Genomic DNA, 26,218 nt, shown 5'->3' on the forward strand with positions numbered 1-26,218 from the left:
TAAAAAATTACCCCTCCCCAACCCTCCCCAACCCTCCCCTTGGCAAGGGGAGGGTGCGCGACAGCGCGGGTGGGGTGTATTTCATCTGCCTAAGAATTGCTATAGTAACCATCCTACATTTATTAAGGATGTTATTCCCTTGTTTTGCCATCCATCAATCAACAACGCCTATAAAAAATAAAATTAGATATGCGCCGCATACCTAATTCTTAATTCGGAAAATATTTAATTCAGTTGTAATATTTAACCAAATCTACCGCTAACGTAATCGCGGGTATCTTCTTGCTTAGGATTATTGAAAATTACTTCTGTAGCATCATACTCAACTAAATAGCCAATCCGACCGCCTGTTTCTGTAGGACGTACATTGAAAAAGGCTGTTTTATCAGAAACCCGCGCTGCTTGCTGCATATTGTGGGTAACGATCACGATTGTGTATTGTTCTTTGAGTTCATGAATTAACTCTTCAACTCGCAACGTAGAAATAGGGTCTAAAGCTGCACAAGGTTCATCCATGAGGATAATTTCTGGTTGAACTGCGATCGCTCTTGCAATACATAATCTTTGTTGCTGTCCACCAGACAAAGATGAGCCACTTTGACGGAGTTTATCTTTGACTTCATCCCACAAAGCTGCTTGGCGCAAACTCCGTTCGACTAATTCATCTAAGTTACCTTTGTAACCATTAATTTTGGCACCAAAAGTAATATTGTCATAAATTGACTTTGGAAATGGGTTTGGTCGTTGAAACACCATCCCAATTCTGCGCCGCACCTCTACCGGGTCAATATCAGATGCGTATAAATTTTTCCCGTAATAAAAAATCTGCCCTTCGGCTCTGAATGAATCAATTAAGTCATTGAGACGGTTGTAGCATCTTAGCAATGTACTTTTACCGCAGCCAGAAGGCCCAATAAAAGCTGTCACCTTATTTTTGGGAATCTCTAGCCAAATATTCTGCAAAGCTAAAAACTTGCCGTAATAAACATTCAGATTTTCTGTGCGTAATACGGTGTCTGTACTATTCACTGTGCTAATGTTAGTAGCCATAAAAGGTCTAATGTAAGTTTTTGGGATAGTAATGCAACTTGCTGTATAGTTGAAGTATTAAGTGGCTAGGCTTTTTGGCGAGTTGCCCAACGAGCAAAAATACTCGTAATTAACACCATTAATACCAATATTAAAGATGCTGCCCAAGCTAACGACTGCCAATTTTGAAATGGAGAAATCGCAAAGTTAAAAACCAAAACAGCCAGAGAAGGTGTAGGTTTAAACAACACATCTGGACTACATGAAAATAAGCTAGGACAGAGCCAATACTGGGAGAACAAAGCAGTAAATAGTAACGGTGCAGTTTCACCAGATGCTCTGGCGATCGCTAACGTTGAACCAGTTACAATTGCTGGTAATGCCGCTGGTAATACAACTTGTGTAACAGTTTGAAAGTTAGTCGCACCTAAACCTACAGATGCTTGCCGTAAATCTTGTGATACTAGTTGTAAAGCTTCATCAGTCGTTTTCACAATGATTGGCAACATCAAAATTGCCAAAGCAAATCCTCCACCAATAGCTGAATATGATCCTAAGTTCAACTTTACTAATGTCAAAACCACAATTCCATAAGCGAATACCCCAGCAATAATGGAAGGCACTCCACTCAAGACATTAGTCGCAAAACGTACCCACCTAGCTATTTTACCACGACTAAACTCTGTTAAATAGATGGCTGCAATCACACCTAACGGAATGCTAATTAAAGCCGCAATCCCCACCATCAGCAAAGTTCCAACAATCGCATTACCAAAACCTCCTCCTTTTCTCAGAGGCGCAGGTGGCAATTGAGTGAAAATATCGAGGCTGAGACTGCTAAAGCCTTTAACTATAACATAAGATAGTACTGCCACCAAAGGTATAAGTGCTAAAACTCCACAGAGAACTGCTACCCCAGTCATCACTGTATTAAACAGTGTCCGAGGAGACATAGAGGCACTAGTTAAACTCCTTTCTGGATAATGAGAAACCATAAATTTAACCCACAACTAAGCTACACTCGCTTGACTCGGAGAACGATAAACTCCGCCAAAATATTGACTATTAATGTCAGGACAAACAACACTAAAGCCGCGTACATTAAAGCTGCAACTTGCAAACCACTAGCTTCGGCAAATTGATTCGCTAATAAAGAAGAAATTGTATTGGCTGGCGCTAATAGTGAAGCACTAATTTTGTTGGAGTTACCAATTAGCATTGTCACTGCCATTGTTTCTCCCATTGCCCGACCAAGTGCTAACATCACAGCACTAACAATCCCAGAAAAGGCAGCTGGAATCAAGACTTGAAAAATCGTTTCCCAACGTGTTGCACCCAAGCCTATAGATGCTTGACGTAAACTAGATGGAATAGAAATCAAGGCATCTCTAGAAATAGCTGTAATAATTGGCAAAGTCATAATTGCCAAGATAATCCCCGCAGGTAACATTCCTGGTCCAGTGGGAGGCGTACTAAACAGCGGAAACCAACCAAAGTATTGATTTAGCCATTTACCCAAATTGTTGACAATTGGGACTAAAACAAAAATTCCCCAGACTCCATAAACAACGCTGGGTATAGCGGCCAGAAGTTCTACTAAGAACACCAACACTAGGTTAACTTTGGCTGGAAGAAAATTCTCACTCAATAAAACAGCCGTACCAACGCCTATAGGTACAGCAATCAGTAACCCAATCAGAGAACTAATTATAGTTCCATAAACTTGAGGTAATACCCCATATTCATCCTTAACGGGGTTCCAAGTACTTTGTGCTAAAAAGCTCAGACCAAACTTTTGAATGGCAGGCCAAGCACCAATAGCAACTTGTATAGCAATCCATAATAAAGTTGCCGCAACTGCTAGAGCAAAAATCCGAGTCAGCAAAATGAAGCTCCGATCCAAAGACTGATCGAGATCGGAGCGATTCTTAATTGCTGATGGCAAATTTTGAGAGTTTGTAGCCATGAATACTGACTTTATAGATTAAATCAGAGAAAAATCTGAGAGCGAACCAACTTAGTCAACGCACAGAATATTTTGAGAATTTGAGGCATCAACAAGTCATTTTTAATAGCAATAATTTTTTCATTTACTATTAACTTAAGTAATTTTTGACTATAGATGCCTCACTCAGTTTTCGTAATTTTTAAATACTATTTGCTGGCACTAGTGTTGCTACCACTAAACGCAATTTTGTAGTCTGGGCTAATTTGGTCAGCCGCAGCTGCTACTTTCTGAATAACATTTTGAGGTAGAGGAACATAACCTAATTCTGGAGCTAATTTCTGACCTTCAGTTAAGGCATACTCAATCATAGCTTCCATTGCTTTAGCTTTGGCAGCATCAGGATATTTTTTGTAAGCCAAAATCCATGTATAGCTAACAATTGGATAAGAGTCTGCACCTTCTGGATCGGCAATAAAGGCGCGAAGATTTTCTGGTAGGGTTACTGCTTCTAATGTCTTAGATGCTGACTGTTCTGTATCTTGAATAAACTTGCCTGCTTTGTTTTCCAGCGCAGCAAATTTAAGATTATTTTGTTTAGCGTAGCCATATTCAATGTAGCCAATAGAGCCTTGAGTTTGTTGGATTTGGGCGGTTACGCCTTCATTACCTTTACCGCCAACACCTACAGGCCAGTTAACAGTTTTACCTTCACCTACTTTACTCTTCCATTCTGAACTGATAGCGCTCATGTGTTTTGTAAATACACCTGTGGTACCACTACCATCAGAACGATAGACGACTGTGATTGGTTGATTGGGAAGTTTGGCATCTGGGTTAGCCGCCTTGATTTTTGGGTCGTCCCAAGTTTTAATTTTGCCTAATAAGATATCTGTGTAAACTGCCCTTGGGAGCTTGATTTCTGGAACATCTGGCAAGTTGTAAGCCAGCACAATGCTACCAGCCGTTACTGGCAACAAAATTACGCCTTTATCTTGGGGAACTTTCTGAATTTCTTCATCCTTCATAGCAACGTCGCTGGCACCAAAATCTACAGTACCTTTGACAAATTGCTCAACTCCAGCACCGCTACCTACAGACTGATAGTTTACTTGTAAGTTGGGGTATTTTTTGTTTAAGTCAGTAAACCAACTTGCATATAGTGGAGCAGGGAAAGAAGCTCCTGCACCTGTTAAGGCAACGTTGCCGCCAAGATCTAATTTAGCAGGACTGGACGCTGTAGCATCTTGCGCTGTACCTGTAGGCGTTTCCTTGGTAGCAGAACTGTCAGAGCCTTGCTGTCCGCCACAAGCAGCTAAACTTAAGCTCAGTAATAACACTGCTGTTGAAGAGGCAAGACGGTTATTTTTAATTGCATGTAGACGTGAGAGCATCGGTGTTAATTTTCAGTAACTTTCCAGGTTAGCGCCTCTACGATAATCCTAAAGGAGAGATGTGTAGGTAAACGGAAGGTTAAGAGCAAGAAAAAAAGTGTATTATTTTAACTAAATTTTACAATTGTCTCACTTTGTGAAGTGATAAAATTTATACTTCAACCTGTGTCAAGTTACAGATGAGCCTTACTAGAGCTAATACACATTTATGGACAACGCTTTGACAGTAGAAAGCGTTATACCGCTTATATTGCTACTTCTTCAAATACCCGCAACGGCAATTTTGCTGTCACGTCTGCTAAAAGGGCCGGGAAGACTACCGCCAATTCAACCCCAACAGCCAACACCGGAGCTTTTTGGTAATGTTAGCGTTGTTGTTCCCACGTTAAACGAAGCTCGCCGCATCGCTCCTTTATTATCTGGCTTGAGTCAGCAAAGCTATGAAGTTCGAGAAATTATCGTTGTAGATAGTAATTCCCAAGATGGAACTCCTGACTTAGTAAAAGCTGCACAGCAAAAAGATCCCCGCTTTCGGGTAATGACAGATGATCCTTTACCGACTGATTGGGTGGGTCGTCCTTGGGCGTTACATAATGGTTTTTTATATAGTGCTGAGGAAAGCCAGTGGTTTTTGGGGATGGATGCGGACACTCAACCACATCCGGGTTTGGTGGCGGGTTTAGTCCGAACCGCAACTGCACAAGGCTATGATTTGGTGTCACTCTCACCCCAGTTCATTCTTCAATATCCCGGAGAGTGTTTGTTACAACCAGCTTTATTGATGACTCTGCTATATCGCTTTGACCCAGCAGGAATTAGAACTGAGCAAGCAGAAAGAGTGATGGCTAATGGGCAATGTTTTTTATGTCGTCGTGCTGTTTTAGCGGCTGTGGGCGGTTATACCAGCGCTAGAAGTTCTTTTTGTGATGATGTTACTTTAGCACGGTATATTGCGGCTCAAGGATATAAAGTAGGCTTTTTAGATGGGGCCAAGGTGCTAAAGGTGCGGATGTATGAGGGGGCGCTAGAAACGTGGAAAGAATGGGGGCGTAGTCTAGACTTAAAAGACGCTTCGACTTCTGGGCAAATTTGGGGAGACTTATGGCTACTTTCAGCAGTCCAAGGTCTGCCCCTAGTAATTATACTTGCTTACTTGATTTTTCTGCCCACGCCTTTCTCATTACCACTACTTTTATTGCTGGGTTTGAATGGATTTCTGTTGCTGATTCGCGTGGGAATGTTATTTGCGATCGCACCTTCTTATGATCGCAAAATCGCTCAGGGTGGCTGGTTATTCTGGCTATCCCCGCTGGCTGATCCTATCGCAGTATTACGCATTTTCTTATCTGCGTTCCACACCCCACGGGAATGGCGAGGTAGGAAGTATGATATGTGAGTGCTGAGTTGGGAGTGCTGAGTCTTTAATACACCCTTACACCCCTAAACTCATACACCCCTATTCTTCCTCACCTCCCACGCGATCGCCTCGTTCAAGTTCCCAAAGAATTTGATTACCTTCGCGGCGGACTCGTGACACAATCCAGTTCCGCCAGCGCCATTGATCCCCCCGACTAGTGACGGCGCTGGCGTGGACATCCATTAAGTCTGCTAATTCAGAACTAGTAATTAGATAGCCTTTTTCAGCAATTTCATCAGCGATACGTAGAGTTTCAACCAAGTTGCGGAGTTGATCGACCCTGATTCCAGGTGTTGTTGTGTCAATTGCGGCCGCAGTCTGTGCGGTGGATGGTTCCATAACGGTTATATCTGATGCAGATGTAATAGTTTCCGATTTTACTTTGCTAATTATTGTCGAGTGTGCCTTATCTTGAGAAACTTTCGCTACATTTAGCTCATGAGAAGTAGGTAAAGTTTTGTGAGCATTGGTAGAAGATAATTCTGTGAGTGATGGAACTTTACCCGATGCAAAACTCCGGGCGATCACATCACAGCGTTCGTTCCCGATGTTACCAGCATGACCTCGAACGTGTTCCCAACTAATCTGACGAGTATTTAGTTCATCTAAAACTTCCAAAAGGTCTTGGTTTTGTACAGGATTACCGTCAGCTTTTTTCCAGCCTTTTCTTTTCCAGTTCTTGACCCATTTGGTAACACAATTGATGAGATATTCGCTATCTGTGTAAAGAGTGATGGGTTGAGATTGCTGAGAAGCATGGAAATATTTTAAGGCAGCGATCGCCGCTTGCATCTCCATTTTATTATTAGTTGTATGGGATGCAGCATCACCCATTTCGTGAACTGAGCCATCGTGGAAATAAACTACAACACCCCAACCTCCAGGGCCAGGATTACCAGTACAAGCGCCATCAGTATATATACTTTGAATTATGCTTTGGCTAGACATGATAAAGATATCGAAACCGCATGGTTACGCAGAGAATACAAAAGTTTAGCGGCAAAAGATGGGTAGAAATATATATGTTGCTGCTGGAAAAAGCAAGTGTTTATTGAAAAGAGCTAGAGAATTAGAGGCTAGACAGGATGATTTGAGTGATTATTCAGCACTCAGCACTCCTAACTCAGCACTTAACCAAACTAGCGATCGCTTTCACTAATGCTTCGGGATCGACTGGTTTGGGTATATGCAGTTGAAATCCGGCGGTGAGTGCTTGCTTTTGGTTAATTTCCCCAGCGTAGGCTGTAAGGGCGATCGCGGGGATGTTTCCGCCTTGTTGGGGCGATCGCTGGCGTAATTGCCGAATTAGCATATAACCATCTACTTCAGGCATCCCAATATCACTAATCAAGATATCAGGTATTGAGTGAGACATTTCATCGAGGGCTGCGGTTGCGGAGATAACGGCGGTAACATTCACACCATAATCATGCAAAATAAAGGTAATTAAGTCGCGGATATCTGGTTCATCATCCACTACTAAAACTTTGACACCGGAAAGATTGGGAGACTCAGACTCAGAAGTTAAAAATTCATTTTCTGGTCGTCTGATTGGTTCGTTGATCACTAACAAAGGTATCCTGACGGTAAAGGTAGCACCTAACCCTTCACCGGGACTGTCTGCTTTGACTGTACCACCGTGCATTTCTACTACCTGACGGACTATTGCCAATCCTAAACCTAAACCGCCAAATTTGCGGGTTGTGGTACCATCTGCTTGACGAAAGTAATCAAAGACATAAGGTAAAAATTCTGGTGTAATTCCTTTCCCAGTATCGCTGACTTGAATTTGCGCTTGACCAGCAATTTCTTTAACTTGAATTTCTACCTGTCCGGCGGTTGGGGTAAACTTAACGGCATTAGAAAGTAAATTCCACACCACTTGTTGCAAGCGATTTGGATCACCCATAACTTGGCCGATATTGGGGTCAAACACGGTATGAATTTGGATAGATTTGGCTTCTGCTGCCAAGCGTACTGTTTCTAAGGCTGCTTGCACAACCATGACTAAACTGACGGGACAAACATTTAAACTTAATTTCCCTTGGAGGATGCGGGAAACATCTAATAAATCTTCAATTAATTGGGTTTGTAATTTGGCGTTGCGTTCAATAGTTTCTAAAGCTTGTTTGGTAGTTTTTGTATCAAACTGGCGATTTCGCAATAATTTCGCCCAACCTAAAATTGGGTTAAGTGGAGTCCGCAGTTCATGAGAGAGAACCGCCAGAAATTCATCTTTGATGCGGTTAGCAATTTCTGCTTCTTGACGGGCGATGCGTTCTGTTTGTAATAATCGATCGCGTTCTTGTTCGGCGCGTTGGCGATCGCTAATATCTAAAACAAAAGCTACACCTCTATCTTGATAATCATTTAATAATGCTATCCCTAAAACAACCGCTACTCGCTGACCGTTGCGGTGGACATATTCTTTCTCATAAATCTGCGAAACTCCCTTTATTTGTACTTCTAGCAGGGCGCGAGTGTCTAAATCTTGATACTCTGGTGGTGTGATTTCTCGCCAATCAATTTTCCCGAAAACAGTAAACTCATCACGGGTGTAACCAGCTAACTGTAAATAAGCATCGTTGGCATCAGTAATAAAGCCATCAATATTCCAAAACGCCACGCCTATTAAGTTAGACTCAAACAAGCGGCGGAATCTGGCTTCACTTTCTCGTAATGACTGTTCTACTTTTTTATGTGCAGTGATATCACGAGAGACGACAATTACACCTTCAATGCTTTGGGCATGATTGCGTAGAGGCGTGAGAATATATTCATAGTCACGCAATCCCTCAATTGTGAGTAATTGACATTCATCCTTAATTGATTCCCCAGATAGCATGACGGCTTGTTGCTGAGTTTCTACTTGTTCAGCAAAATCATTGGGTAAATTCAAGTCTCGCAATGTCTTACCCAAAATATCCTGCGGTTGGAAACCTAGTATAGTAGCGCCACCATGACTTACGTACTGATGGCGACCGATGCGATCAAATATATAAATATGATCTACAGAGGTAGCCAGGATAGCATTTAACAGATTTGCTTGTTCTTGAACTTGGCTAGTTAATTGACGGGTATGTTCTTCTGTATGCTTACGAGCAGTAATATCCATACATACACCGAACATCCGCATTGCCTGTCCTTGCTCGTTATAGTAAAATTTTCCCTGAGCAGAAATCCAATGTAAGCTTTGGTCAGGCCAGATAACACGAAATTCTTCGTTGTAATCAGTTTTGTTAGACAAAGCAGCAGTGATATTTGTGGTGACAGATTGTCTATCTTCAGGATGCACACAAGCTAAAAATGCTGCATAAGTATTGTCAAAGCTACCGGGAGTTAAGCCAAACAGGAGTTCATGACTTTCTGACCAAATTAATTTATCGCTAAAAATATCCCAGTCCCAAAAACCCATCCAAGCAGCATCTATTGCTAGTCTCAGAAGTTGTTCGCTGTCTTGCAAAGCGACTTCAACTTGTTGTCGTTCGGCTTTTTCCTGTTGGAGTTGTTGCAGCGTTAATGCCATATCTGCTTGACCATGAGGATTGATACCTGCTGTTTGGAGTTTTACTTGTAGTTCAATTAACTGTGTCTCAAGTGCAACTTGCTGACACTGATAGTGAATTTCTAAGTTTTCTAACTCTGCAACACGCTGCCGTAAAGCTGCTAATTCATCTCGATCATGGTCTGGCATTTTGAAAACCACTTGCAATAAACAATCTCAATTGAAACGGCAGAGACCCAATAGTGTGAACGAGTATGAATTTTTTCGGGCGAAAATACAATCTCTCGCTGGTTACATCATCGATTCAGCCGCAAGATATAGTAGGGGATAGGTTACAGGTTACAGGTTACAGGGTTGAAAAGCTTTTACTGCCTCAGTTTTATGATTTATCGTTTTAATTTGATGTAAGCCACGCCCATCAATCATCCAACAATCTGCATCCCATAAGCTAGGCTGGGTGAGTTTGCCCCGACTGGGGAAATATCTAAACTACAAATACCATAAAAAATGTGCTGCCCAAACCACCAAAAGAGATAAAAAGTTGCTGGTAGTTTTAGCGGAATATATATCAGTAATAAGGGTAATTGATTTGCTACGATGATGCAGGCGATCGCTAATAGGAATCATGAGAATTAGTCAATAATCAAAAGACAAAATTTGTCAGAATTTAGAAGTATCTATAGGATTCGCAAATTAATTCATCAAATATTTCTCCTGACTCTTTAAACCTTCTGACGGATGTATTCTGACTCCTGAATACTTACCAAAATTTCACACTGCATACTTTTCCTTGTGTCAATATTGGAATCAGACTGCGTTGCATTTAACTAGGCAAACGAAATGCTGGGAAACACACTTGTTGGAAGATACCAAATTATTAGCCACTTGGGAGGTGGGGGATTTGGTGAAACTTTTGTAGCTTGCGATACTCAGCTACCAGGTTCGCCCCAATGTGTTGTCAAAAAACTCAAGCCTCAAGCCAGCAATGCAGCAACTTTAGAGATAGCTAGGCGGTTATTTGACACAGAGGCGCAGGTTCTTTATAAATTAGGTACACACGATCGCATTCCCCAATTGTTAGCCTATTTTGAAGAGAATGCCGAATTTTATCTTGTCCAAGAATTTATCCCCGGTCATGATTTAAGTAAAGAGTTAGTTTCTGGTCAAACTTGCAGTCAAGACAAAGTTATACTAATCTTACAAGAAATATTAGAAATTTTAGAATTTGTTCATCAACAAAATGTCATTCATCGTGATGTAAATCCCCGGAATCTACTCCGACGAGATGCTGATAACAAGTTGATTTTAATAGATTTTGGCGCAGTCAAACAAATCACTACCCAAGTAATTACACCCGAAGGTTACACTAAGTCTACCGTGGCAATTGGTACTCCGGGTTATCTACCTAGCGAACAAGCACAAGGTTCACCAAAATATAGCAGTGATATCTATGCAGTGGGGATGATTGCAATTCAAGCTTTGACGGGAATCCCTGCTGAACAATTAGAAAAAGATGCCGAAACGAATGAAATCATCTGGGAAAATCAAGTACAAGTTTCGCCAGATTTCGCCAGATTTTTAAATAAAATGGTCTGTTATGATTTTCGTCAACGTTATGCTTCAGCTACAGTCGCATTAGCAGCATTGAAAAAAATTAATCAGCCTGATAATCACACCATCAATATCTCTACAGGAATTTTACCCAAAAAGCTGAAAGTAGGCAAGCATGACAAAAGTTTATTTGCCAAGTTATTGTGGGCTATTTTTTTATTAGGTATTGCTGGTATAGCCTCTTTATTTGTGCTGAATAAAATTAATGCTAATAATGCTACAGAATTATCGAAACAAGGAAATACGCTGTTTGAACTGCAACGTTATCAAGATGCTTTATCTGCTTATGAACAAGCAGTTAATATTAGACCAGATTATGCTCAAGGGTGGAATGGGCAAGGTAAAACATTATTTAAATTAAAGCAATATGATGATGCTTTAGCTGCTTATGAAAAAGCTATTCAAATTCAGCCAGATTATTTAGATGCTTGGAGTGGTAGAGGTTTTACCTTACAGAAATTGCAACGATATCCAGAAGCGATCGCCGCATTTGATAAAGCGTTACAACTCCACGATGATTACCCAGAAGTGTGGAATGCTAAGGGTGAAGTTTTCACTGAGTTAAAGCAATATGATAATGCTATTAGAGCGTATGAAAAAGCCACTGAATTAAAATCTGATTATATTGAAGCTTGGTATAGTAAAGGCTTGGCATGGCAAAATTTAAAAAATTATGATGAAGCGATCGCAGCTTATGATAAAGTCATAGAAATTAAATCTGACTACTATCAAGCTTGGTATAATCGCGGCAACTCTCTGGTAAATTTAAATCGCTACGAAGATGCGTTTACAGCTTACGATAAGGCGGTACAATATCAACCTAGTTATTACCAAGCGTGGTTATCGAGAGGAAATGTTCTCATTACTTTAAAACGATATGCTGAAGCCATTGAATCATTTAAGCAAGTAATTAAAAATGATTCTGACAACTATCAAGCATGGTATAATATTGGTTGGTCACAACACCAGTTGCAACGCTACGAAGACGCAATTACAGCTTATAATAAAGCCGCTAGTATTAAACGCAACGATTATCAACTGTGGTACAGTTTGGGAAATTCTCAATACAATTTGCAAAAATATCCAGAAGCGATCGCAGCTTACAATCGAGCATTACGCTACAATCCAAAACATTACGAAAGTTGGTATAGCCGAGGCAATGCCTTACTCAATTTAAACCGCTATCAAGAGGCGATCGCATCTTACAATCAAGCTATTAAATATAAGCCAGATTATCAAGAGGCGATAACTGCACGTAACCAAGCCGAGAATCAATTACACAAAGATAAATCAAAACCCATCATCGTTCCCACGATACCTAATGCAAATTAAAAATATAGCAGGTGACAGAATAGTAGGTTGGTTTTAGCGATAGCGTCACCCAACAAAGTTTTGATAATGTTGGTTTCCGTTCCTCCACTCAACCGACATCTCAGCACTCAGCACTTTACTGGACTAACTTCGATTATCTATTTGGGCGCGTTGTAAATTACCAGAAAAGTCAACATACACACTCTTCCATTCTGTGAACACATCTAAAGCAGTAGTTCCGGCTTCTCGGTGGCCGTTACCTGTTTGTTTAACACCACCAAAAGGTAAATGTACTTCCGCGCCAATAGTCGGGCCGTTAATATAGGTGATACCTGCTTCAATGTCGCGCATTGCGGTAAACGCGCGGTTGATATCGCGGGTATAAATAGAAGAAGACAGACCGTAATTAGTATCATTGAGAATAGCGATCGCATCTTCAAAGGAATTAACCTCAATTAATGCCACCACAGGGCCAAATATCTCTTCACGGGCAACGCGCATATCTGGCGTAACATTATCTAGAATAGTTGGCAAAAAGAAATTACCCTGTTGTAGTTGTCCCTCATTAGCAATTTCACCACCAATTAATATTTTTGCACCTTCTTCACGGGCGATGTTCATATATTCATTCACCCGTTGCAATTGCCTTTGATTGATTATTGGCCCAATTTCTGTATCTGGGTTATAACCAGCGCCCAGGCGTAACTTGCTGGTACGTTCATACAGCATTGCCGTAAACTTTTCTTTAATATCGCGGTGTAATATCAGCCGACTCGTAGCCGTACAGCGTTGCCCAGTTGTCCCAAAAGCCCCCCATACAGCACCATCTAAAGCCAGTCCTAAGTCGGCATCTTCCATCACTACTTGGGCATTCTTACCGCCCATCTCCAGACAAACACGTTTGTGAGTGCGTCCGCAAGTTGCACCTACAAAAGCACCCGTTTCCGAAGAACCAGTAAAAGAAACTAAATCAACCTGGGGATGTTCGACTAAAGCTTTACCAACTTCTTCACCAACACCATGCACCAAGTTAACTACCCCTGCGGGTAAACCGGCGGCGGCGAAAATCTCTATGAGTTTGGTTGCACAAGCTGGAGTATCTTCAGCAGGTTTGAGAATAACAGTATTACCACATACCAAAGCCGGCATAGCTTTCCAGCAAGGAATAGCCACAGGGAAGTTCCACGGGGTAATTAAAGCACACACACCAATGGGCATTCGCACCGTCATGGCAAATTTATTTGGCATTTCGGAAGGTGTGGTTAACCCAAACAACCGCCGCCCTTCGCCAGCACTATAAAAAGCACAGTCAATACCTTCTTGCACATCACCCCTAGCTTCGGTGAGGGGTTTACCCATTTCTCGACTAATTAATTGAGCGAGTTCTTCTTTATGCTGGAGTAATAATTCTCCCACACGAAAAATATATTCGGCTCTAGCTGGGGCAGGAACTTTCCGCCAACTGCTGTAAGCTTTGCGGGCGGCGGTAACAGCTTTATCAACATCCTCAGCTTGAGAACGGGGAAAGGTGGCGACAACTTCGCTTACCAAAGCAGGGTTATAACTTTCGAGAATATTTCCTGTCGTAGCATCCACCCATTGACCATCAATATAATTGCGACAAGTTAGCAAAGTCATAATTAGTATTTAAAAATTTCTTTTAGATAATTGCTATAGATTCGATTCGCTTTCTAAGTTAACGCCTAGTTTCCAGAATGGGCAGAAGACGAAAAAGTTATACACAAAAGTTAAGGCACAAAAGCCAACACACCCACAGGAGAACCAGAACCACCACGTAATCTGAGAATTGCGATCGCTAATGTACTACCTTTAGGCGGCAGTTGATCTAAGTTAGTCAAATTTTCCAAAACAATGCCTTGCTGTGCCAAAACTAAGCGGTTAGTTGTAAAACTCTGATCCTGTCCAGGGTCAACACCATGAGTATCAATTCCTACACCAGCAATGTGCCGTTCCTTGAGCAAAAACTGTGTAGCATCACGACTAAACCCTGGAAAGTGCATAATTCCTTGGGCATCTTGGTTAAAGAATGCGTTTCTATCTGTCCATTTATGCTGCCAGCCAGTATACAGTAGCACTAAACTGCCGCTGTCAATTTCACCGTATTTTTCCTCCCAAGTTAAAATATCGGCAATACTCAAAGCATAATCAGGATAATTAATTGCAACTTCGCAGATATCTATCACTACCGCCGATAAAACCAGTGATTCCGCCGGATAGTCATCAATTCCTACACCAGTAGTTACAAAACTGTTAGGGGCGTTGATATGAGTAGCACTATGTTCCCCCAGAGAAAAACTCCGTAGATAGTAGCCATCATCGGCGATATCCGCAACAGTCATAAATTCTACTGGTGGGTCGCCCGGCCATAAAGGAATATTTCTATCAATAATCTGGCTTAAGTGTATAATTCGTGAGTAAGTAATTTGCATAAATACTGTGGCGATAAGCCTAAAGGCATGGCTTCCAGGTGCTAAAGCTGATGCATAAAAATATTTAGATGCTTTTCTCATCAGAGTAACAAAAGAGCGATAAGAATCTTATCCGCCCAAAGCAATGCCATAATCTAATTTTTTCACAGCGTTACGGAATTTAGTTTCTGATTCGCCAGGAATAACTAAATGTTTTTCTCTCGCTAAAAAACATAGCTTGTTCATGGGGGAATCATTAGCGATTAATACTGCCAAAGCTACATCAGCACATTCTATCAATCGGGCTTGGCCGCGATCGCGTAAACTATTTCCTCTGGCTTCAATATCTACCAAAAATTGATTTACTGTCTCTAGTAATTCATGGCCACTCAGGGCTTAGAGAAATTTTCTTAATTGGGCTACGCTTTAGCCTTCTTCAATTGCACTCAGTAACTTAGCTATTTCCAACCGCCACAAAGCATCAGAAATTTTTTGGGCGTAAACATCCAACACCAGAGTATCCGCGGGTGTGAATGGTTCGCCAGTAGCCGCTATTTCTAAGTTTGGCAGCACTCGGAATACTGTCCTGACTTCCAACGGCGGCGGGGTATAGTCATTTTAGATACCTAAAGAATATGCACCCAAGGGTGTTAATTGCAAACACAACCGTCCGGCTGAGAAATATGTAAGTCATCTGTTCCCCATAGATCGGTGTAATCAAGGCAAATACTGCCTGGGTGAACGTAGGCAATATTTATCATCCCCAAAGTGGCAAGATATTTAAATAGCAAACATAAAGCATATCTGCTTTGCAGAATCTCCCAATCATCGCCATTATTACCTAAGCTACCGTAATGGGAATCACTAATATACAAATTCAAAGGATTGCGGGTGACTTCAAAATCGTAGCCTTTGACAAGAATACAGCAAAACAGTTTATTCACACCCAATCAACGCCTCATAGAATACTCGGCTAAAGTTTTTCAGTGCTGAGTATTTAATACTGCTTCTGCCCCCTACCTCCTGAGTGCCGCTTCCCGCCTCTGCCTTTATTTCTTTTTAGAAGAATAACCTTGAGATTGATTTTCTTGGTGTAATTGTTGTCTGCCATTGGTAATAATTCTTAACATGTCTTTGAGATCTTGCTCGATATTTTCGAGGACACTATCGGCATATTGATCAGCACCATCTTCAATTTCTTGGGCTTGAGCGATCGCAGTTTGCCGCATTTGTTCTAATTCTTCCATACAAGCTTGTCGCCTGCGGTCAATTTCGGCGATGGTTTCCTGCATCATTTCCTCGCATTCTTGCTGGGTTTTGCGCCGTAGTTGTTCTGCTTCTCGTTCCGCCTGCCGAAGAATATCACTTTCTGCCAAAATTTGCGCTCTTTTGGCTTGGGCTGCTTCGACAATCTGCTGCCCATATTCTTCCGCTTCTAACATCACTTCTTGCTTGTGTTGCAGAATCGCAGAGGCTTCCTGAAACACCGAGGGCAAGGAAACGCGAATAAAATCTAGTTGTTCAAATAATTTGTCTTCGTCTATTAATGTGCGCCCCGTCAGCGGAACTCGCCAACTAGACAAAATCAAATCTTCTAAACGGTTGAGTTCTTGCTGAATGTCTACTCCTGTTCGGGAGTTGTCCCCGTTGCCGACTCCATTGGGATACTCTGGAGGGGCGGGATAATTGCCGTTGTGGTCGGGTTCGCTATTGGATAGTTGTTGTTGTAACATTTGTGTATATCTAAAGCAATGTGCGGGGGAACAAGATGATCGACAGAACCACCAAATCTTGCGATCTCTTTTATCACACTACTACTTAAAAAACTATACTCATTTGATGTTGCGAGAAAAACTGTTTCAATTTGAGTAGAGAGAGTTTTATTCGTGTGAGCCATCTGTAATTCTACTTCAAAGTCAGAAATTGCCCGTAAACCTCGTAACAACACCTGTGCTTGGCGCTGTTGGGCATAATTCACTGTCAAGCCATCAAAACTATCCGCTTCGACATTTGGGAGATGTTGCGTAGCTATCCGAATTTGTTCTAGTCGTTCCTGCACAGTGAATAACGGCACTTTATTCGGATTCCGCAGTACAGCTACAATTACTTGGTCAAACAGCCGACTACCGCGTTGAATAATATCGAGGTGTCCTAAGGTGATGGGGTCAAAGCTGCCGGGATAGATAGCAATCACAATATTCGATGTATCAAAGTCATTGAGGTGATTATATCGGATTACTCTATGCTGAGTGCCGAGTTTTGAGTGCTGAGTAAAAAGTATTGTCCCCTGTCCCCTATAACCTAAAGTCTATACTGCTGATAAACTTCACTTGCCGCACGATGCAACAGAGAATGTCGCCATACCAAAGATTTCATATCATCAGCGTAGCCTCCACCAATGACACAGGCGACTGGATAACCTGCACTGACACAGGTAGTTAAAACTTGCATTTCGCGGCGGAAAAGACCAGTATCCGTTAAGGCTAATTTTCCCAAGCGATCGCATATATGGGGATCAACACCAGCATCGTAAAATACTAAATCTGGCTGAATACCCGATAACAAATCTGGCAAATATTTTGCCAAAGTTTGCAAATAGTCATCATCTTCCATTCCTATGGGGAGGGGAACATCTAAATCGCTGTGTTGTTTTGTACCGGGAAAATTGACTTCACAGTGCATCGAAAAAGTAAACACATTTTCATCATCAGCAAAAATAAAAGCAGTACCGTCTCCTTGATGCACATCCAAATCTATAATCAAGATTTTCTGCACCAGTCCCAGTTTTTGCAAAACACGAGATGCGATCGCTAAATCATTGAAAATACAAAAACCAGATCCATAACTGGGAAAGGCGTGATGAGTACCACCAGCCGTATTGCAAGCTAAACCCTTTGCTAAAGCCATCTGGGCTGTCAGTATCGTACCACCAACCGCTACACAGGTACGATTCACTAAGGCAGGACTCCAAGGCAAGCCAATCCGCCGTTGTGCTTTCGCATCTAAAGTTCCCTGGCAATATGCTTGAACATAGTCTGGTGTATGCACTAACTCAATTAAATCTTGCGGTGGGAGTTGTGGAATGTGAAACTGTTCTGCTTGGGCTACACCATCATTTAGTAACAATTCATACAATTTACTAAACTTAGACATCGGGAAACGATGCCCTTCCGGTAAAGGTGCAACATAGTTTGGGTGATAAATTATCGGCAAGTGCATATTATGTATTTTTCATCATATTTCTGATGTTAAATATACCTAAAGGTGAAGAAAGTACTTTATTTGCCAGATGCGTTTCACTAATAATTGTTTTATAATATTTCTTTAATTTTTGTTGTTAAACTTAAAAAATCAAATTAACTATGACGCAATGGATTTTACCAGCCGCACTTATTTTAGTTAGCTTACTGACTGGATTTGTTTGTGAAAAATTTTTATTTCACAAGTTAAAAAAAATTATTATTCAGAAGCAAATTCCGGGAAGCAGGATAATTTTCCAAGCTTTACATCGAGTAACTTTTATTTGGTTTATATTGGCTGGGGTTTCATCGGCTTTAGTTGCGGCTTCTCCTAACATAAGCACCGAATTAAAGATTGTCATCGAAAGAATTATTACAATTATTTTTCTATGTTCAGTTACTTTGGTTTTAGCAAGACTGAGTGGTGGTTTTGTCAATTTATTTATTCGCAAAACCGAAGGAGTTCCCACCTCACTAATTTCTAATCTTGTAAAGACCGCCGTTTTAGTTTTAGGTGCGCTAATTATATTACAAACAGTAGGTGTACAAGTAACACCGATAGTTACAACTTTAGGAATTGGTGGTATTGCTGTAGGTTTAGCACTGCAAGATACTCTAGCAAATTTATTTTCCGGTTTTTATCTAATTATTTCCAAACAGGTGAGAACAGGAGATTATGTCAAATTAGATGCTGGACATGAAGGTTACGTCACAGATATTACTTGGCGGAATACTACGATTAAAGAGCTTTCCAATAATGTGGTGATTGTACCTAATTCTAAATTAGCATCGGCAATTTTTACTAACTATCATTTACCTGCGAAAGAAATCACTTTAACGATAAATGTTGGGGTAAGTTACGAGAGTGATTTAGAGCAGGTGGAAAAAGTAACTGTCGAAGTTGCCAAAGAGGTAATGCAAGAAATTGCTCCAGAATTAATGCAAAATCAGCCATATATTAGATTTCATACTTTTGGAGATTTTAGTATAGATTTTACTCTTTATATGCGAGTAAGTGAATACTTTGATCAAAGAATGGGTAAACATTTATTTGTTAAAAAGCTGCACAAACGTTATCAAGAATTAGGAATTTCCATTCCCTTCCCCATTCGTGATATTTATGTTCACAATAATGTCAATTAAAGCTATAGGAATCCGACTTGATTGTTGAAATTAATTGTGTAGGTAGGGAACAGGGGGCAGAAAAAGAAGTATAGCCGTAGTCACTTAGGTTAGGACAGTTTTGATAGCTTAAAGACTTCATGATACTGGGTTTCCACTCAGCACTCAGCACTTTGCTATAACAGCGGTGTAATGAGTTTTTTTCTCCAAATCAAATATGATTCCTGTAGTAGCCAAATATCTGGGTAAAAAAAAAGTAAAAGGTAGACAATAAAAAATAATTTTTACCTTTTACTTTTGAGTTTTATCCTACTGTGCATTGGTAGAAACTATGAAGAGCGTTTCTACAAAACTTGAATCTTACCTTCTCCCAGGAGTTCTACCACCTTCGTCGTTACTACCACCATGAGGATGAGAGTTACCTGGATCACAGCCTTCAGAACCATTACCAATTCCTTGGTTACAATGACGGCGGAGTTTTCTATCTTCAGTTACACTGTTTTCTTCAACTTCGGCTTGCTGCTGTGTTTGTTCAACAGCGTACTGAGAGTTAATTTCAGCAGCTTCGCCTGTGCTAACTAACGCCTTATATATCAAAGCTACAACTTCGGCTCGCGTTGCTACCTTGTCAGCATTGAGAGTCTGAACATTAGGGTAATTAACGACAATACCTCGTTCTGTCAGTGCAGCGATCGCATTTCGTACGTCACTCCGAATAGTTGCAGCGTCAGAATAAGCTGCCAAAATTGATTCTGTGGAACCACTAAAGGTATAGTTTAGCCCGCGTGCTAACGATAGCAGTACTTCCAAACGAGATAAGGCTTGGGTGGGGTTAAATTTATTCCCAGAAATGCCTAAAAAGCCTGTAGAGTAAGCTTCACGGATGGCACTGTAAGCCCAATATTTTGTAGATACATCTCTAAAACTAACTGCTTGACGAATATTGACCTTTTCAAAGGCTTGACTGATCATCGCCGCAAATTGAGCGCGAGTCACCTGTTCGTCGGGGCGGAAAGTCCCATCGGGAAAACCCTGAATCACTTGCAAAGCTGCCAACTCTGCAATAAAATCGTTAGCCCAGTGGTTAGTTGAGACATCGTTAAACTTAACCTGAATACCTTGGGCTACGCCGATTGCACGGTAACTCATCATCATCTGACCGATTTCATAAATAGAACTATCATCATCGCTGACTTCATTGAGTTCTACTAAACGGCCTGGTTCAGCTTTTAAAGCTTCTGCCAAGTTGTAGCTAAAACTGCTAATTGTTTGACGCACTAGGGCGAATTGACCACTGCTAAAAGAAGTGGGGTAGACACTATTTGTCGCCACTGAAGAGAAACTTTCTGTTTGGAACTGGCTAACGTTAACAGTTTGCGAACTGCTAAGGAAAGTCACTCTTTGGTCGCTAACTTGGGTGAAGTAGTCGTAAGTGCTACTACCAGAGTCAATTGTGCCGTCTTCATCAGCATCAACTCCATATACAGTGCGGACAACCTGATATTCACTGGGATTAGCAGACAAAACTAAGTTTACACTGCTGAATGCTTGCAAACATTCAAATTCGCTGTAGCCAATAAAGCGGTTTTGAGTATCGTATAATCTGACGACTACGCGATCGCCTGCTTTGATACCTTTAACGAATTTCGCCTTGTGCTTAAGTTTGTATTTGTAATCACCGAGAAATCTCTCTTTTAAGTAGCCCTTGTGGCGTTTAGATTTTAAGGAAACGCGGGCAATTACTTCGGAAAAGTCACCAGATGGTTGCAAAATAGCAAGACTAAAACCTGTCTTTTTCGCCTTGACTGCGGTACTAGCAGCACTGACTTCCGTACTGCGTTGGGCTATTACCGTGCGTTTGATAGCTGTACTGCTGGTTTGACGAGTGCTAGTTTCTCGACGAGTAATCAATGCTGTCAGGCTCTGGGTAGAGTCTTCATCTAGTTTGGTGACACTTCCCGACTCATCAGTCCGGTATACCCAAACTTGCTTGACGTTGGCAACCACTACGTGCCAACCAGGTACTATTGCTTGAGAGCAGTTGTCATCCGCTTTTAAACCCAAACAGCCATCAGACCAAGTTTGCTGTTGGGCTTTAACAACACGTAAAGCGGAAGTTTTTGCACCTGTGCGCTCGGAAATATCCTGTAAAACAGCAATTTTGACCGATTCAGGTAAGTCTGAGCTATTGCTGCTTAACTCATCAGCTAACAGTTGTTGGCTTGTGGAGTTAACAGGCGTTTGTGCAATGGTGGTTGAGAACCGAGGCGCTGCGGCTGCGGAAAAGATTGGTGACAAAATTGCTACAGAAGTTGCAGCAAGAATCACTTGACTCAAATGAGCTAAAGAACGAGTTTTTATGTGTTTCATCTCACACCGTACCAATCGGCTAGTAAGTGAAGAGAATATGAATTCCCTTGACTTATTAATCCCTTTGTGAAGATGAAATGAACATTTCTCCAGCTTATTTGGATTACTTAACAATATGGCGATCGCCTGCTTGAATAGTTCCCAAAGTCACATACCCGCGATCGCATTACCCGAAATTCTTTAGACTTTACTATAGAAAGTAATAGTTTAGGAATCTTAATAATGAGCTTAACTACCCAGCAACTACCTTCAGTCAATTTAGAAAAATTTATTTGGACTTGGCAGGGGCATAAAATTCAATACACTGTCATGGGTACAGGTAAGCCTTTGGTTTTGGTGCATGGTTTTGGGGCTTCCATCGGACATTGGCGTAAGAATATTCCGGTGTTAGCTGATGCTGGTTACAAAGTTTATGCTGTGGATTTGTTGGGTTTTGGTGGTTCTGATAAACCGCCGCTGAATTACTCTGTGGAAATCTGGGTAGAACTACTGAAAGATTTTTGGACGGCGCATATTCAAGAACCTGCGGTGTTTATTGGTAACTCCATTGGCGCACTGATTAGCTTGATAGTATTGACAGAATATCCAGAAATTTGTACGGCTGGGGTTTTGATTAACTCAGCGGGTGGCTTGAGTCATCGTCCCCATGAATTAAACCCACCATTACGCATTGTGATGGCGACTTTTAATAAAGTGGTGCGATCGCCTATTACTGGTAAATTTGTCTTTAACCGCATTCGCCAAAAAGCCCAAATTCGCCGCACCTTATATCAGGTTTACCGCAACCGGGCTGCTGTTACTGATGAATTAGTTGATTTACTTTATACACCCTCTTGTGATCCAGGCGCGCAAGAAGTTTTTGCATCTATATTGACTGCACCTCCTGGCCCTAGTCCAGAGGAACTTTTACCCAAAGTTGAACGTCCCTTATTAGTGATTTGGGGTGCTGACGATCCCTGGACACCAATTACTGGGGCGAAGATTTACGAAGAGGCGCGGGCGAATGGCAAAGATATCAAAATTGTTCCCATTCCTAACGCCGGTCATTGTCCTCACGATGAAGTTCCAGATATTGTCAACACTCAAATGATTAATTGGTTAACACAAATCTGAAGTGTGAAGTATGAAGTGTGAAGTCTAAAGTGTTAATTTCTGTATTTACAGAGAGTTTCAAGTAAGTGAAGTAAACTATCTAGGTTTTCCAGTCCAACATCAAGATGATTTTACTTCTGAATTCTGCTTTCTATTTCAGACTTCATACTTCATCCTTCACACTTCATTTAACGGGTGAGTACCTTTTATTCTGATTGCACCTTGACAAAATCAAACTCAGGTGGTGTGTAATGGAGCTTGATGTGCGTAATAAAGGGACAATTCCCGTCAGTCACCATCCAGATTTTTCTTTGCAAGGCTATCAAGTGATTCGAGAACTGGGGCGTAATCACGAAGCTAGACGCATTGTTTACCTTGCCTATGACTGTAAATCTCAACAAATAGTAGTAATTAAAGAATTCATTTGTGCCAATGAAACTGCTGATTGGTCAGGTGTAAAAGCCTATGAACATGAAATTGCCATCTTGCAAAAACTTCAGCATCCGCGTATTCCCCGCTACATAGATTCTTTCGCAACCGCAGAGAATTTTTATTTAGTACAAGAGTATAAAAATGCTATTCCCTTGGGGACAAAACACAAATTTTCTCCAACTGAAGTTAAGCAAATAGCCATCTCACTTTTAGAAATCTTGGTTTATTTGCAACAGCAAGTTGACCCAATTATTCATCGGGATATTAAACCAGAAAATGTTTTAGTTGATGAGCAACTTAATGCTTATTTAGTTGATTTTGGTTTGGCTCGCCAACAAAATGCCAAAATAGCTTTGACTACATTATCTGCTGGTACTCCTGGTTTCATTCCCCCAGAAGAACAGTTGGGTCAGACTTTGACACAAGCTTCAGATTTATATAGTGTGGGGGCAACATTGATTTGCTTACTCACAAATACCCAAACAGTGAATATTGGTGATAGCGGCTTACAATTTCCCAAACTAGAAAATCATCTTCATCCCAGTTTTCGTTCATGGTTATGGACGATTGTACAACCTAACTGGAAAGACCGCTATCTCAATGCAGTGGTTGCTTTAACAGCACTCAGGTCAATTCCAGTTATAGGTAATGCGTCTGTTATCGAAGTTTTACTAGCTGCAATGAAGTTGAGAAAACGCACAGCGATGTTAGCCTTAGCCGGGCTGGGAATGTTAGCAGTAGGGTTAACAACGTTAGTTTTTTCGCAACCGGGTGGTGCAACTCAGCAGTTAAAAGAAAGCCAATCTTTAATTGATTTCCAATAAACCTGGTGGCGGTAAAATTTCCACTCTTCGAGATGCAATATCTACAACTGGTGTAATTTCTTTCACAAAGGGAATTAAAACTGTTTTGTTGGCTTTTTCATGATTGAGTAATTCCACTTCGAGTAAATCATTACCAGCGGGGATGACATCTACCACTTTTCCCAACAATTCGCCGGATGCTTGCAGATAAACTTCCAAACCAATTAAATCCACAACATGATATTCATCTTCGCCTAATTCGGGGCGATCGCTTGCCGGGACAAATAATCGACAATCACGCAATTCCTCGGCTTGGTTGCGGTTGTCTACACCAGCTATACTAATTACGTATAAATTTTTGCCATCCACATAACGACCGTCTAATAATTCTATTGGTTGGGGTTCTGTTTGCCCAGGACGCAACAGCCAACGTGTTCCCGGTACTTCAAAGCGTTCGGGAAAATCCGTTTCTGGATAAACTCGTAATTCCCCAGCCAACCCTTGAGGTGCAACAATTTTCCCAATTGCCAACCAATCATCTAAATTAGGGAGTGGGACATCGGGTGTAGAAAGTGGCGATTTTTCTTCAGCTTTTTGATTCTTTTGTTTTTTGGTCATTGGTGATTATTCTTCTCCTAGTGTCTACGGTGTACAAACAAATCTTCGTGTAGTAAGCCTGTCCCGCCTCGGAATAAATTCCGAGTCTCATAGCGCAAGTCCTCTCAAGAGGACTCAAAGAAAAACTCAGTCCACAAAGCGTGGACTTTTGCTATGAGCCTGGAACTTTAGTTCTAGGCGGGATATGGTTTCAATACACAAATTGCGCCTTGTGTATAGGGTGATTATTCTTCTCCTAGTGTCTACGTGTACAAACAAATCTTCGTGTAGTAAGCCTGTCCCGCCTCGGAATAAATTCCGAGTCTCATAGCGCAAGTCCTCTCAAGAGGACTCAAAGAAAAACTCAGTCCACGCTTTGTGGACTTTGGCTATGAGCCTGGAACTTTAGTTCTAGGCGGGATATGGTTTCAATACACAAATTGCGCCTTGTGTATACACTGTAGCCCTCTTCCCTACTTCCTACGCACTCACCGCCGCCTGCTGATAAACTTGCTCTGCGACTTTGGCAAGACGCTGCATCCCAAGTACAATCTCAGCATCACTGCCTGTTAAACTAATGCGTAAACATTGGTGTTTGTGTGACCATTCTTCTTGTAAACCAGGGAAGAAGGTACTACCAGGAACCACAATTACCCCAACTTTTTTGAGTTGTTGGTAGAATTCCCAATCAGTAATGGGTAAATCTTTCAACCACAACCATGCAAAGATTGCGCCTTCACCACGGTGGAGTAACCAAGGTAAATCTTTAGGCATAGCAGCATCTAGAGTAGTTTCTAAAACTGCAAATTTGTTTTGGTAAAAAGGCCGAATAACTGTTGCAGCAATGTCTACTAGTTTACCGGAGTTGATTGCACGAGAAGCGATCGCTTGTCCATAACGAGAAGCATGAATACACAAGTTTGTCTGGAAAGACTCCAGCACTTGAATGAACTTTTCATCCCCAATAGCTACACCAATACGTTCCCCTGGTAAACCGGCTTTGGATAAACTCATGCAGTGAATAATATTTTCCCCAAATATCGGCTCCATCTCTGTGAAGTTTAAAGCTGGGAAGGGAGGCGCGTAAGCAGAATCAATCAACACAGGTACATTGTGAGTTGCAGCGAGAGCAGTAATTTTATGCACTTCATCGGCTGTTAGTACGTTACCTGTGGGGTTGCATGGGCGAGAGAAGATAATACAACCAGTTTGTTCAGACACCGACAATTGGCTGAAATCCGGGCGGTATTTAAATTTGTGATTCGCTGCGTCTATATCTAGTGTTGGTTTGTAAGCAATTAAAGCTTCTGGATACAAACACACACCGCCATAGCCTGTATAGTCGGGACTCAGTGGTAAAACAATTTGTCGCAGTCCACCATCAATGTCATAGCCACCAAAGGCATTAGCAGCGTAGAAATAAAGACTTTGGCTACCGGGAGTAATTAAGATATTGCGAGAGGTTAAGTTTAAACCATAGCGTTTATTGAAGTCATTAGCGATCGCCTCAATTAATGGCCCATAACCTTGACTTGCGCCATATCGACAAACCACTTCTCCATATTCCGCACTCGCCAACAGTTCTGCCGTTGCATCCCGCCACAACTGTTCCACCTCTGGCAAAATTAACGGATTTCCCGCACTCAAATTAATTAACTCCTGCCCCTGACTCGCCTGCAACGTTTCTACAATGTCCTTCATAATCGCGCGTACACCAGTGAGGTTGGACATTTGAGCGCCAATTTTCGTTAGGGCAGGGTTCATAAGCTTTGTAGAATTAGAATTAACTGAGATGTTGACAAAATTATAAAATTCATGCGGCGGATAGATATCATCTTCCGAGTTTGCCGCCTGTAACTAATGTACCAATCTCACAAGAAAATGCAATTTTAGATAAAAAAGATTCTTCTCAGCATCGATCA

At 41.4% G+C, this 26,218-nt stretch carries 24 protein-coding genes; 7 read left to right on the top strand and 17 right to left on the bottom strand.

The genetic code is table 11. The annotated features are described in order from the left end of the window. Window positions 1-181: hypothetical protein (locus tag IQ244_RS32585; RefSeq protein ID WP_228059046.1), on the top strand; the 181-nt coding region annotated here is incomplete at its 5' end. Window positions 182-243: 62 nt separating this feature from the next. On the opposite strand, the gene pstB is transcribed toward IQ244_RS32585, so the two are convergent. The 4 genes from pstB to pstS all read right to left on the bottom strand — a co-directional run bounded on the left by pstB (window position 244) and on the right by pstS (window position 4,368). Then, on the bottom strand, window positions 244-1,050 hold the full coding sequence (pstB, locus tag IQ244_RS20890; protein ID WP_193897619.1) for a phosphate ABC transporter ATP-binding protein PstB: 807 nt from the start codon (window positions 1,048-1,050) through the stop codon (window positions 244-246). Window positions 1,051-1,115: 65 nt separating this feature from the next. After that, a complete protein-coding gene (gene pstA / locus IQ244_RS20895) occupies window positions 1,116-2,024 on the bottom strand; it encodes a phosphate ABC transporter permease PstA (RefSeq protein ID WP_193897621.1) in 909 nt (302 codons plus the stop codon). Window positions 2,025-2,044: 20 nt separating this feature from the next. Beyond that, a complete protein-coding gene (gene pstC, locus IQ244_RS20900) occupies window positions 2,045-2,995 on the bottom strand; it encodes a phosphate ABC transporter permease subunit PstC (protein ID WP_193897623.1) in 951 nt (316 codons plus the stop codon). A gap of 188 nt (window positions 2,996-3,183) precedes the next feature. Then, window positions 3,184-4,368, bottom strand: a complete 1,185-nt coding sequence (pstS, locus tag IQ244_RS20905; RefSeq protein ID WP_193897625.1) for a phosphate ABC transporter substrate-binding protein PstS — start codon at window positions 4,366-4,368, stop codon at window positions 3,184-3,186. 208 nt (window positions 4,369-4,576) lie between these two features. Between pstS and cruG the strand changes: the two genes are divergently transcribed. Continuing rightward, the gene (gene cruG, locus IQ244_RS20910; protein ID WP_193897627.1) at window positions 4,577-5,764 is read left to right on the top strand and encodes a 2'-O-glycosyltransferase CruG; all 1,188 of its coding nucleotides are present in this window, start codon (window positions 4,577-4,579) and stop codon (window positions 5,762-5,764) included. A 60-nt stretch (window positions 5,765-5,824) separates the two neighbouring features. On the opposite strand, the gene rnhA is transcribed toward cruG, so the two are convergent. Continuing rightward, a complete protein-coding gene (rnhA, locus tag IQ244_RS20915) occupies window positions 5,825-6,733 on the bottom strand; it encodes a ribonuclease HI (RefSeq protein WP_193897629.1) in 909 nt (302 codons plus the stop codon). Window positions 6,734-6,791: 58 nt separating this feature from the next. Between rnhA and IQ244_RS20920 the strand changes: the two genes are divergently transcribed. Continuing rightward, window positions 6,792-6,944 carry a hypothetical protein gene (locus IQ244_RS20920; protein ID WP_193897631.1) on the top strand — a complete coding sequence of 51 codons (153 nt, stop codon included), beginning with the start codon at window positions 6,792-6,794 and terminating at the stop codon, window positions 6,942-6,944. Here IQ244_RS20920 and IQ244_RS20925 read toward each other — a convergent pair. Continuing rightward, window positions 6,909-9,479, bottom strand: coding sequence for a PAS domain S-box protein (locus tag IQ244_RS20925; protein ID WP_193897633.1), 2,571 nt, complete (start codon window positions 9,477-9,479; stop codon window positions 6,909-6,911). The genes IQ244_RS20920 and IQ244_RS20925 overlap by 36 nt on opposite strands. A gap of 651 nt (window positions 9,480-10,130) precedes the next feature. On the opposite strand from IQ244_RS20925, the gene IQ244_RS20930 reads away from it, so the two are divergent. Further along, window positions 10,131-12,233 (top strand): serine/threonine-protein kinase, encoded by a 2,103-nt coding sequence (locus IQ244_RS20930; protein WP_193897635.1) that lies wholly within the window; start codon window positions 10,131-10,133, stop codon window positions 12,231-12,233. A 123-nt stretch (window positions 12,234-12,356) separates the two neighbouring features. On the opposite strand, the gene IQ244_RS20935 is transcribed toward IQ244_RS20930, so the two are convergent. The 8 genes from IQ244_RS20935 to IQ244_RS20960 all read right to left on the bottom strand — a co-directional run bounded on the left by IQ244_RS20935 (window position 12,357) and on the right by IQ244_RS20960 (window position 17,860). Next, window positions 12,357-13,853, bottom strand: a complete 1,497-nt coding sequence (locus IQ244_RS20935; protein WP_193897741.1) for an aldehyde dehydrogenase family protein — start codon at window positions 13,851-13,853, stop codon at window positions 12,357-12,359. A gap of 107 nt (window positions 13,854-13,960) precedes the next feature. After that, window positions 13,961-14,662, bottom strand: coding sequence for a cyclase family protein (locus IQ244_RS20940; protein WP_193897637.1), 702 nt, complete (start codon window positions 14,660-14,662; stop codon window positions 13,961-13,963). 108 nt (window positions 14,663-14,770) lie between these two features. Continuing rightward, window positions 14,771-14,995, bottom strand: a complete 225-nt coding sequence (locus tag IQ244_RS32590; protein WP_228059048.1) for a hypothetical protein — start codon at window positions 14,993-14,995, stop codon at window positions 14,771-14,773. A 72-nt stretch (window positions 14,996-15,067) separates the two neighbouring features. Then, window positions 15,068-15,214, bottom strand: coding sequence for a hypothetical protein (locus IQ244_RS32595; RefSeq protein WP_228059049.1), 147 nt, complete (start codon window positions 15,212-15,214; stop codon window positions 15,068-15,070). A 77-nt stretch (window positions 15,215-15,291) separates the two neighbouring features. Then, entirely contained in the window at window positions 15,292-15,585 is a 294-nt protein-coding gene (locus tag IQ244_RS32600) for a hypothetical protein (protein WP_228059050.1), read from the bottom strand. Window positions 15,586-15,690: 105 nt separating this feature from the next. Next, window positions 15,691-16,374 carry a DivIVA domain-containing protein gene (locus IQ244_RS20950; RefSeq protein WP_193897639.1) on the bottom strand — a complete coding sequence of 228 codons (684 nt, stop codon included), beginning with the start codon at window positions 16,372-16,374 and terminating at the stop codon, window positions 15,691-15,693. After that, on the bottom strand, window positions 16,263-16,835 hold the full coding sequence (coaD, locus tag IQ244_RS20955; protein WP_193897641.1) for a pantetheine-phosphate adenylyltransferase: 573 nt from the start codon (window positions 16,833-16,835) through the stop codon (window positions 16,263-16,265). Before coaD ends, IQ244_RS20950 begins: the two co-directional genes overlap by 112 nt. A gap of 107 nt (window positions 16,836-16,942) precedes the next feature. Beyond that, entirely contained in the window at window positions 16,943-17,860 is a 918-nt protein-coding gene (locus IQ244_RS20960; RefSeq protein ID WP_193897643.1) for a histone deacetylase, read from the bottom strand. A gap of 143 nt (window positions 17,861-18,003) precedes the next feature. Here IQ244_RS20960 and IQ244_RS20965 point away from each other — a divergent pair, with 143 nt between their 5' ends. Then, window positions 18,004-19,023 (top strand): mechanosensitive ion channel family protein, encoded by a 1,020-nt coding sequence (locus tag IQ244_RS20965; RefSeq protein ID WP_193897645.1) that lies wholly within the window; start codon window positions 18,004-18,006, stop codon window positions 19,021-19,023. Window positions 19,024-19,362: 339 nt separating this feature from the next. On the opposite strand, the gene IQ244_RS20970 is transcribed toward IQ244_RS20965, so the two are convergent. Then, window positions 19,363-21,372: an S-layer homology domain-containing protein gene (locus IQ244_RS20970; protein WP_193897647.1), complete on the bottom strand. Its 2,010-nt coding sequence runs from the start codon at window positions 21,370-21,372 to the stop codon at window positions 19,363-19,365. 222 nt (window positions 21,373-21,594) lie between these two features. Between IQ244_RS20970 and IQ244_RS20975 the strand changes: the two genes are divergently transcribed. Both IQ244_RS20975 and IQ244_RS20980 read left to right on the top strand, forming a co-directional pair. Next, window positions 21,595-22,485, top strand: a complete 891-nt coding sequence (locus IQ244_RS20975) for an alpha/beta fold hydrolase (RefSeq protein WP_193897649.1) — start codon at window positions 21,595-21,597, stop codon at window positions 22,483-22,485. 230 nt (window positions 22,486-22,715) lie between these two features. Beyond that, a complete protein-coding gene (locus IQ244_RS20980) occupies window positions 22,716-23,720 on the top strand; it encodes a serine/threonine protein kinase (protein WP_193897651.1) in 1,005 nt (334 codons plus the stop codon). Here the strand turns inward: IQ244_RS20980 and rimM are convergent. Continuing rightward, on the bottom strand, window positions 23,703-24,317 hold the full coding sequence (rimM, locus tag IQ244_RS20985) for a ribosome maturation factor RimM (protein WP_193897653.1): 615 nt from the start codon (window positions 24,315-24,317) through the stop codon (window positions 23,703-23,705). The two genes, IQ244_RS20980 and rimM, sit on opposite strands and share 18 nt — an antisense overlap. A gap of 459 nt (window positions 24,318-24,776) precedes the next feature. Continuing rightward, window positions 24,777-26,060, bottom strand: coding sequence for a valine--pyruvate transaminase (locus IQ244_RS20990; protein ID WP_193897655.1), 1,284 nt, complete (start codon window positions 26,058-26,060; stop codon window positions 24,777-24,779). Window positions 26,061-26,218 lie beyond the last annotated feature (158 nt).

It is taken from the genome of Nostoc sp. LEGE 06077, from assembly GCF_015207705.1.
Lineage (GTDB): Bacteria > Cyanobacteriota > Cyanobacteriia > Cyanobacteriales > Nostocaceae > Nostoc_B.

Excerpts from the sequence above, each read along its gene's own strand:
- pstB (WP_193897619.1), bottom strand. The coding sequence starts at position 1,050 with ATGGCTACTAACATTAGCACAGTGAATAGTACAGACACCGTATTACGC.
- IQ244_RS20920 (WP_193897631.1), top strand. The coding sequence starts at position 6,792 with ATGGGTAGAAATATATATGTTGCTGCTGGAAAAAGCAAGTGTTTATTG.
- IQ244_RS20990 (WP_193897655.1), bottom strand. The coding sequence starts at position 26,060 with ATGAACCCTGCCCTAACGAAAATTGGCGCTCAAATGTCCAACCTCACT.
- IQ244_RS20970 (WP_193897647.1), bottom strand. The coding sequence starts at position 21,372 with ATGAAACACATAAAAACTCGTTCTTTAGCTCATTTGAGTCAAGTGATT.
- IQ244_RS20940 (WP_193897637.1), bottom strand. The coding sequence starts at position 14,662 with ATGCAAATTACTTACTCACGAATTATACACTTAAGCCAGATTATTGAT.
- IQ244_RS20960 (WP_193897643.1), bottom strand. The coding sequence starts at position 17,860 with ATGCACTTGCCGATAATTTATCACCCAAACTATGTTGCACCTTTACCG.
- pstC (WP_193897623.1), bottom strand. The coding sequence starts at position 2,995 with ATGGCTACAAACTCTCAAAATTTGCCATCAGCAATTAAGAATCGCTCC.
- IQ244_RS20965 (WP_193897645.1), top strand. The coding sequence starts at position 18,004 with ATGACGCAATGGATTTTACCAGCCGCACTTATTTTAGTTAGCTTACTG.
- cruG (WP_193897627.1), top strand. The coding sequence starts at position 4,577 with ATGGACAACGCTTTGACAGTAGAAAGCGTTATACCGCTTATATTGCTA.
- rimM (WP_193897653.1), bottom strand. The coding sequence starts at position 24,317 with ATGACCAAAAAACAAAAGAATCAAAAAGCTGAAGAAAAATCGCCACTT.
- IQ244_RS20925 (WP_193897633.1), bottom strand. The coding sequence starts at position 9,479 with ATGCCAGACCATGATCGAGATGAATTAGCAGCTTTACGGCAGCGTGTT.
- pstS (WP_193897625.1), bottom strand. The coding sequence starts at position 4,368 with ATGCTCTCACGTCTACATGCAATTAAAAATAACCGTCTTGCCTCTTCA.
- IQ244_RS20975 (WP_193897649.1), top strand. The coding sequence starts at position 21,595 with ATGAGCTTAACTACCCAGCAACTACCTTCAGTCAATTTAGAAAAATTT.
- IQ244_RS20950 (WP_193897639.1), bottom strand. The coding sequence starts at position 16,374 with ATGTTACAACAACAACTATCCAATAGCGAACCCGACCACAACGGCAAT.
- IQ244_RS20930 (WP_193897635.1), top strand. The coding sequence starts at position 10,131 with ATGCTGGGAAACACACTTGTTGGAAGATACCAAATTATTAGCCACTTG.
- IQ244_RS20980 (WP_193897651.1), top strand. The coding sequence starts at position 22,716 with ATGGAGCTTGATGTGCGTAATAAAGGGACAATTCCCGTCAGTCACCAT.
- rnhA (WP_193897629.1), bottom strand. The coding sequence starts at position 6,733 with ATGTCTAGCCAAAGCATAATTCAAAGTATATATACTGATGGCGCTTGT.
- pstA (WP_193897621.1), bottom strand. The coding sequence starts at position 2,024 with ATGGTTTCTCATTATCCAGAAAGGAGTTTAACTAGTGCCTCTATGTCT.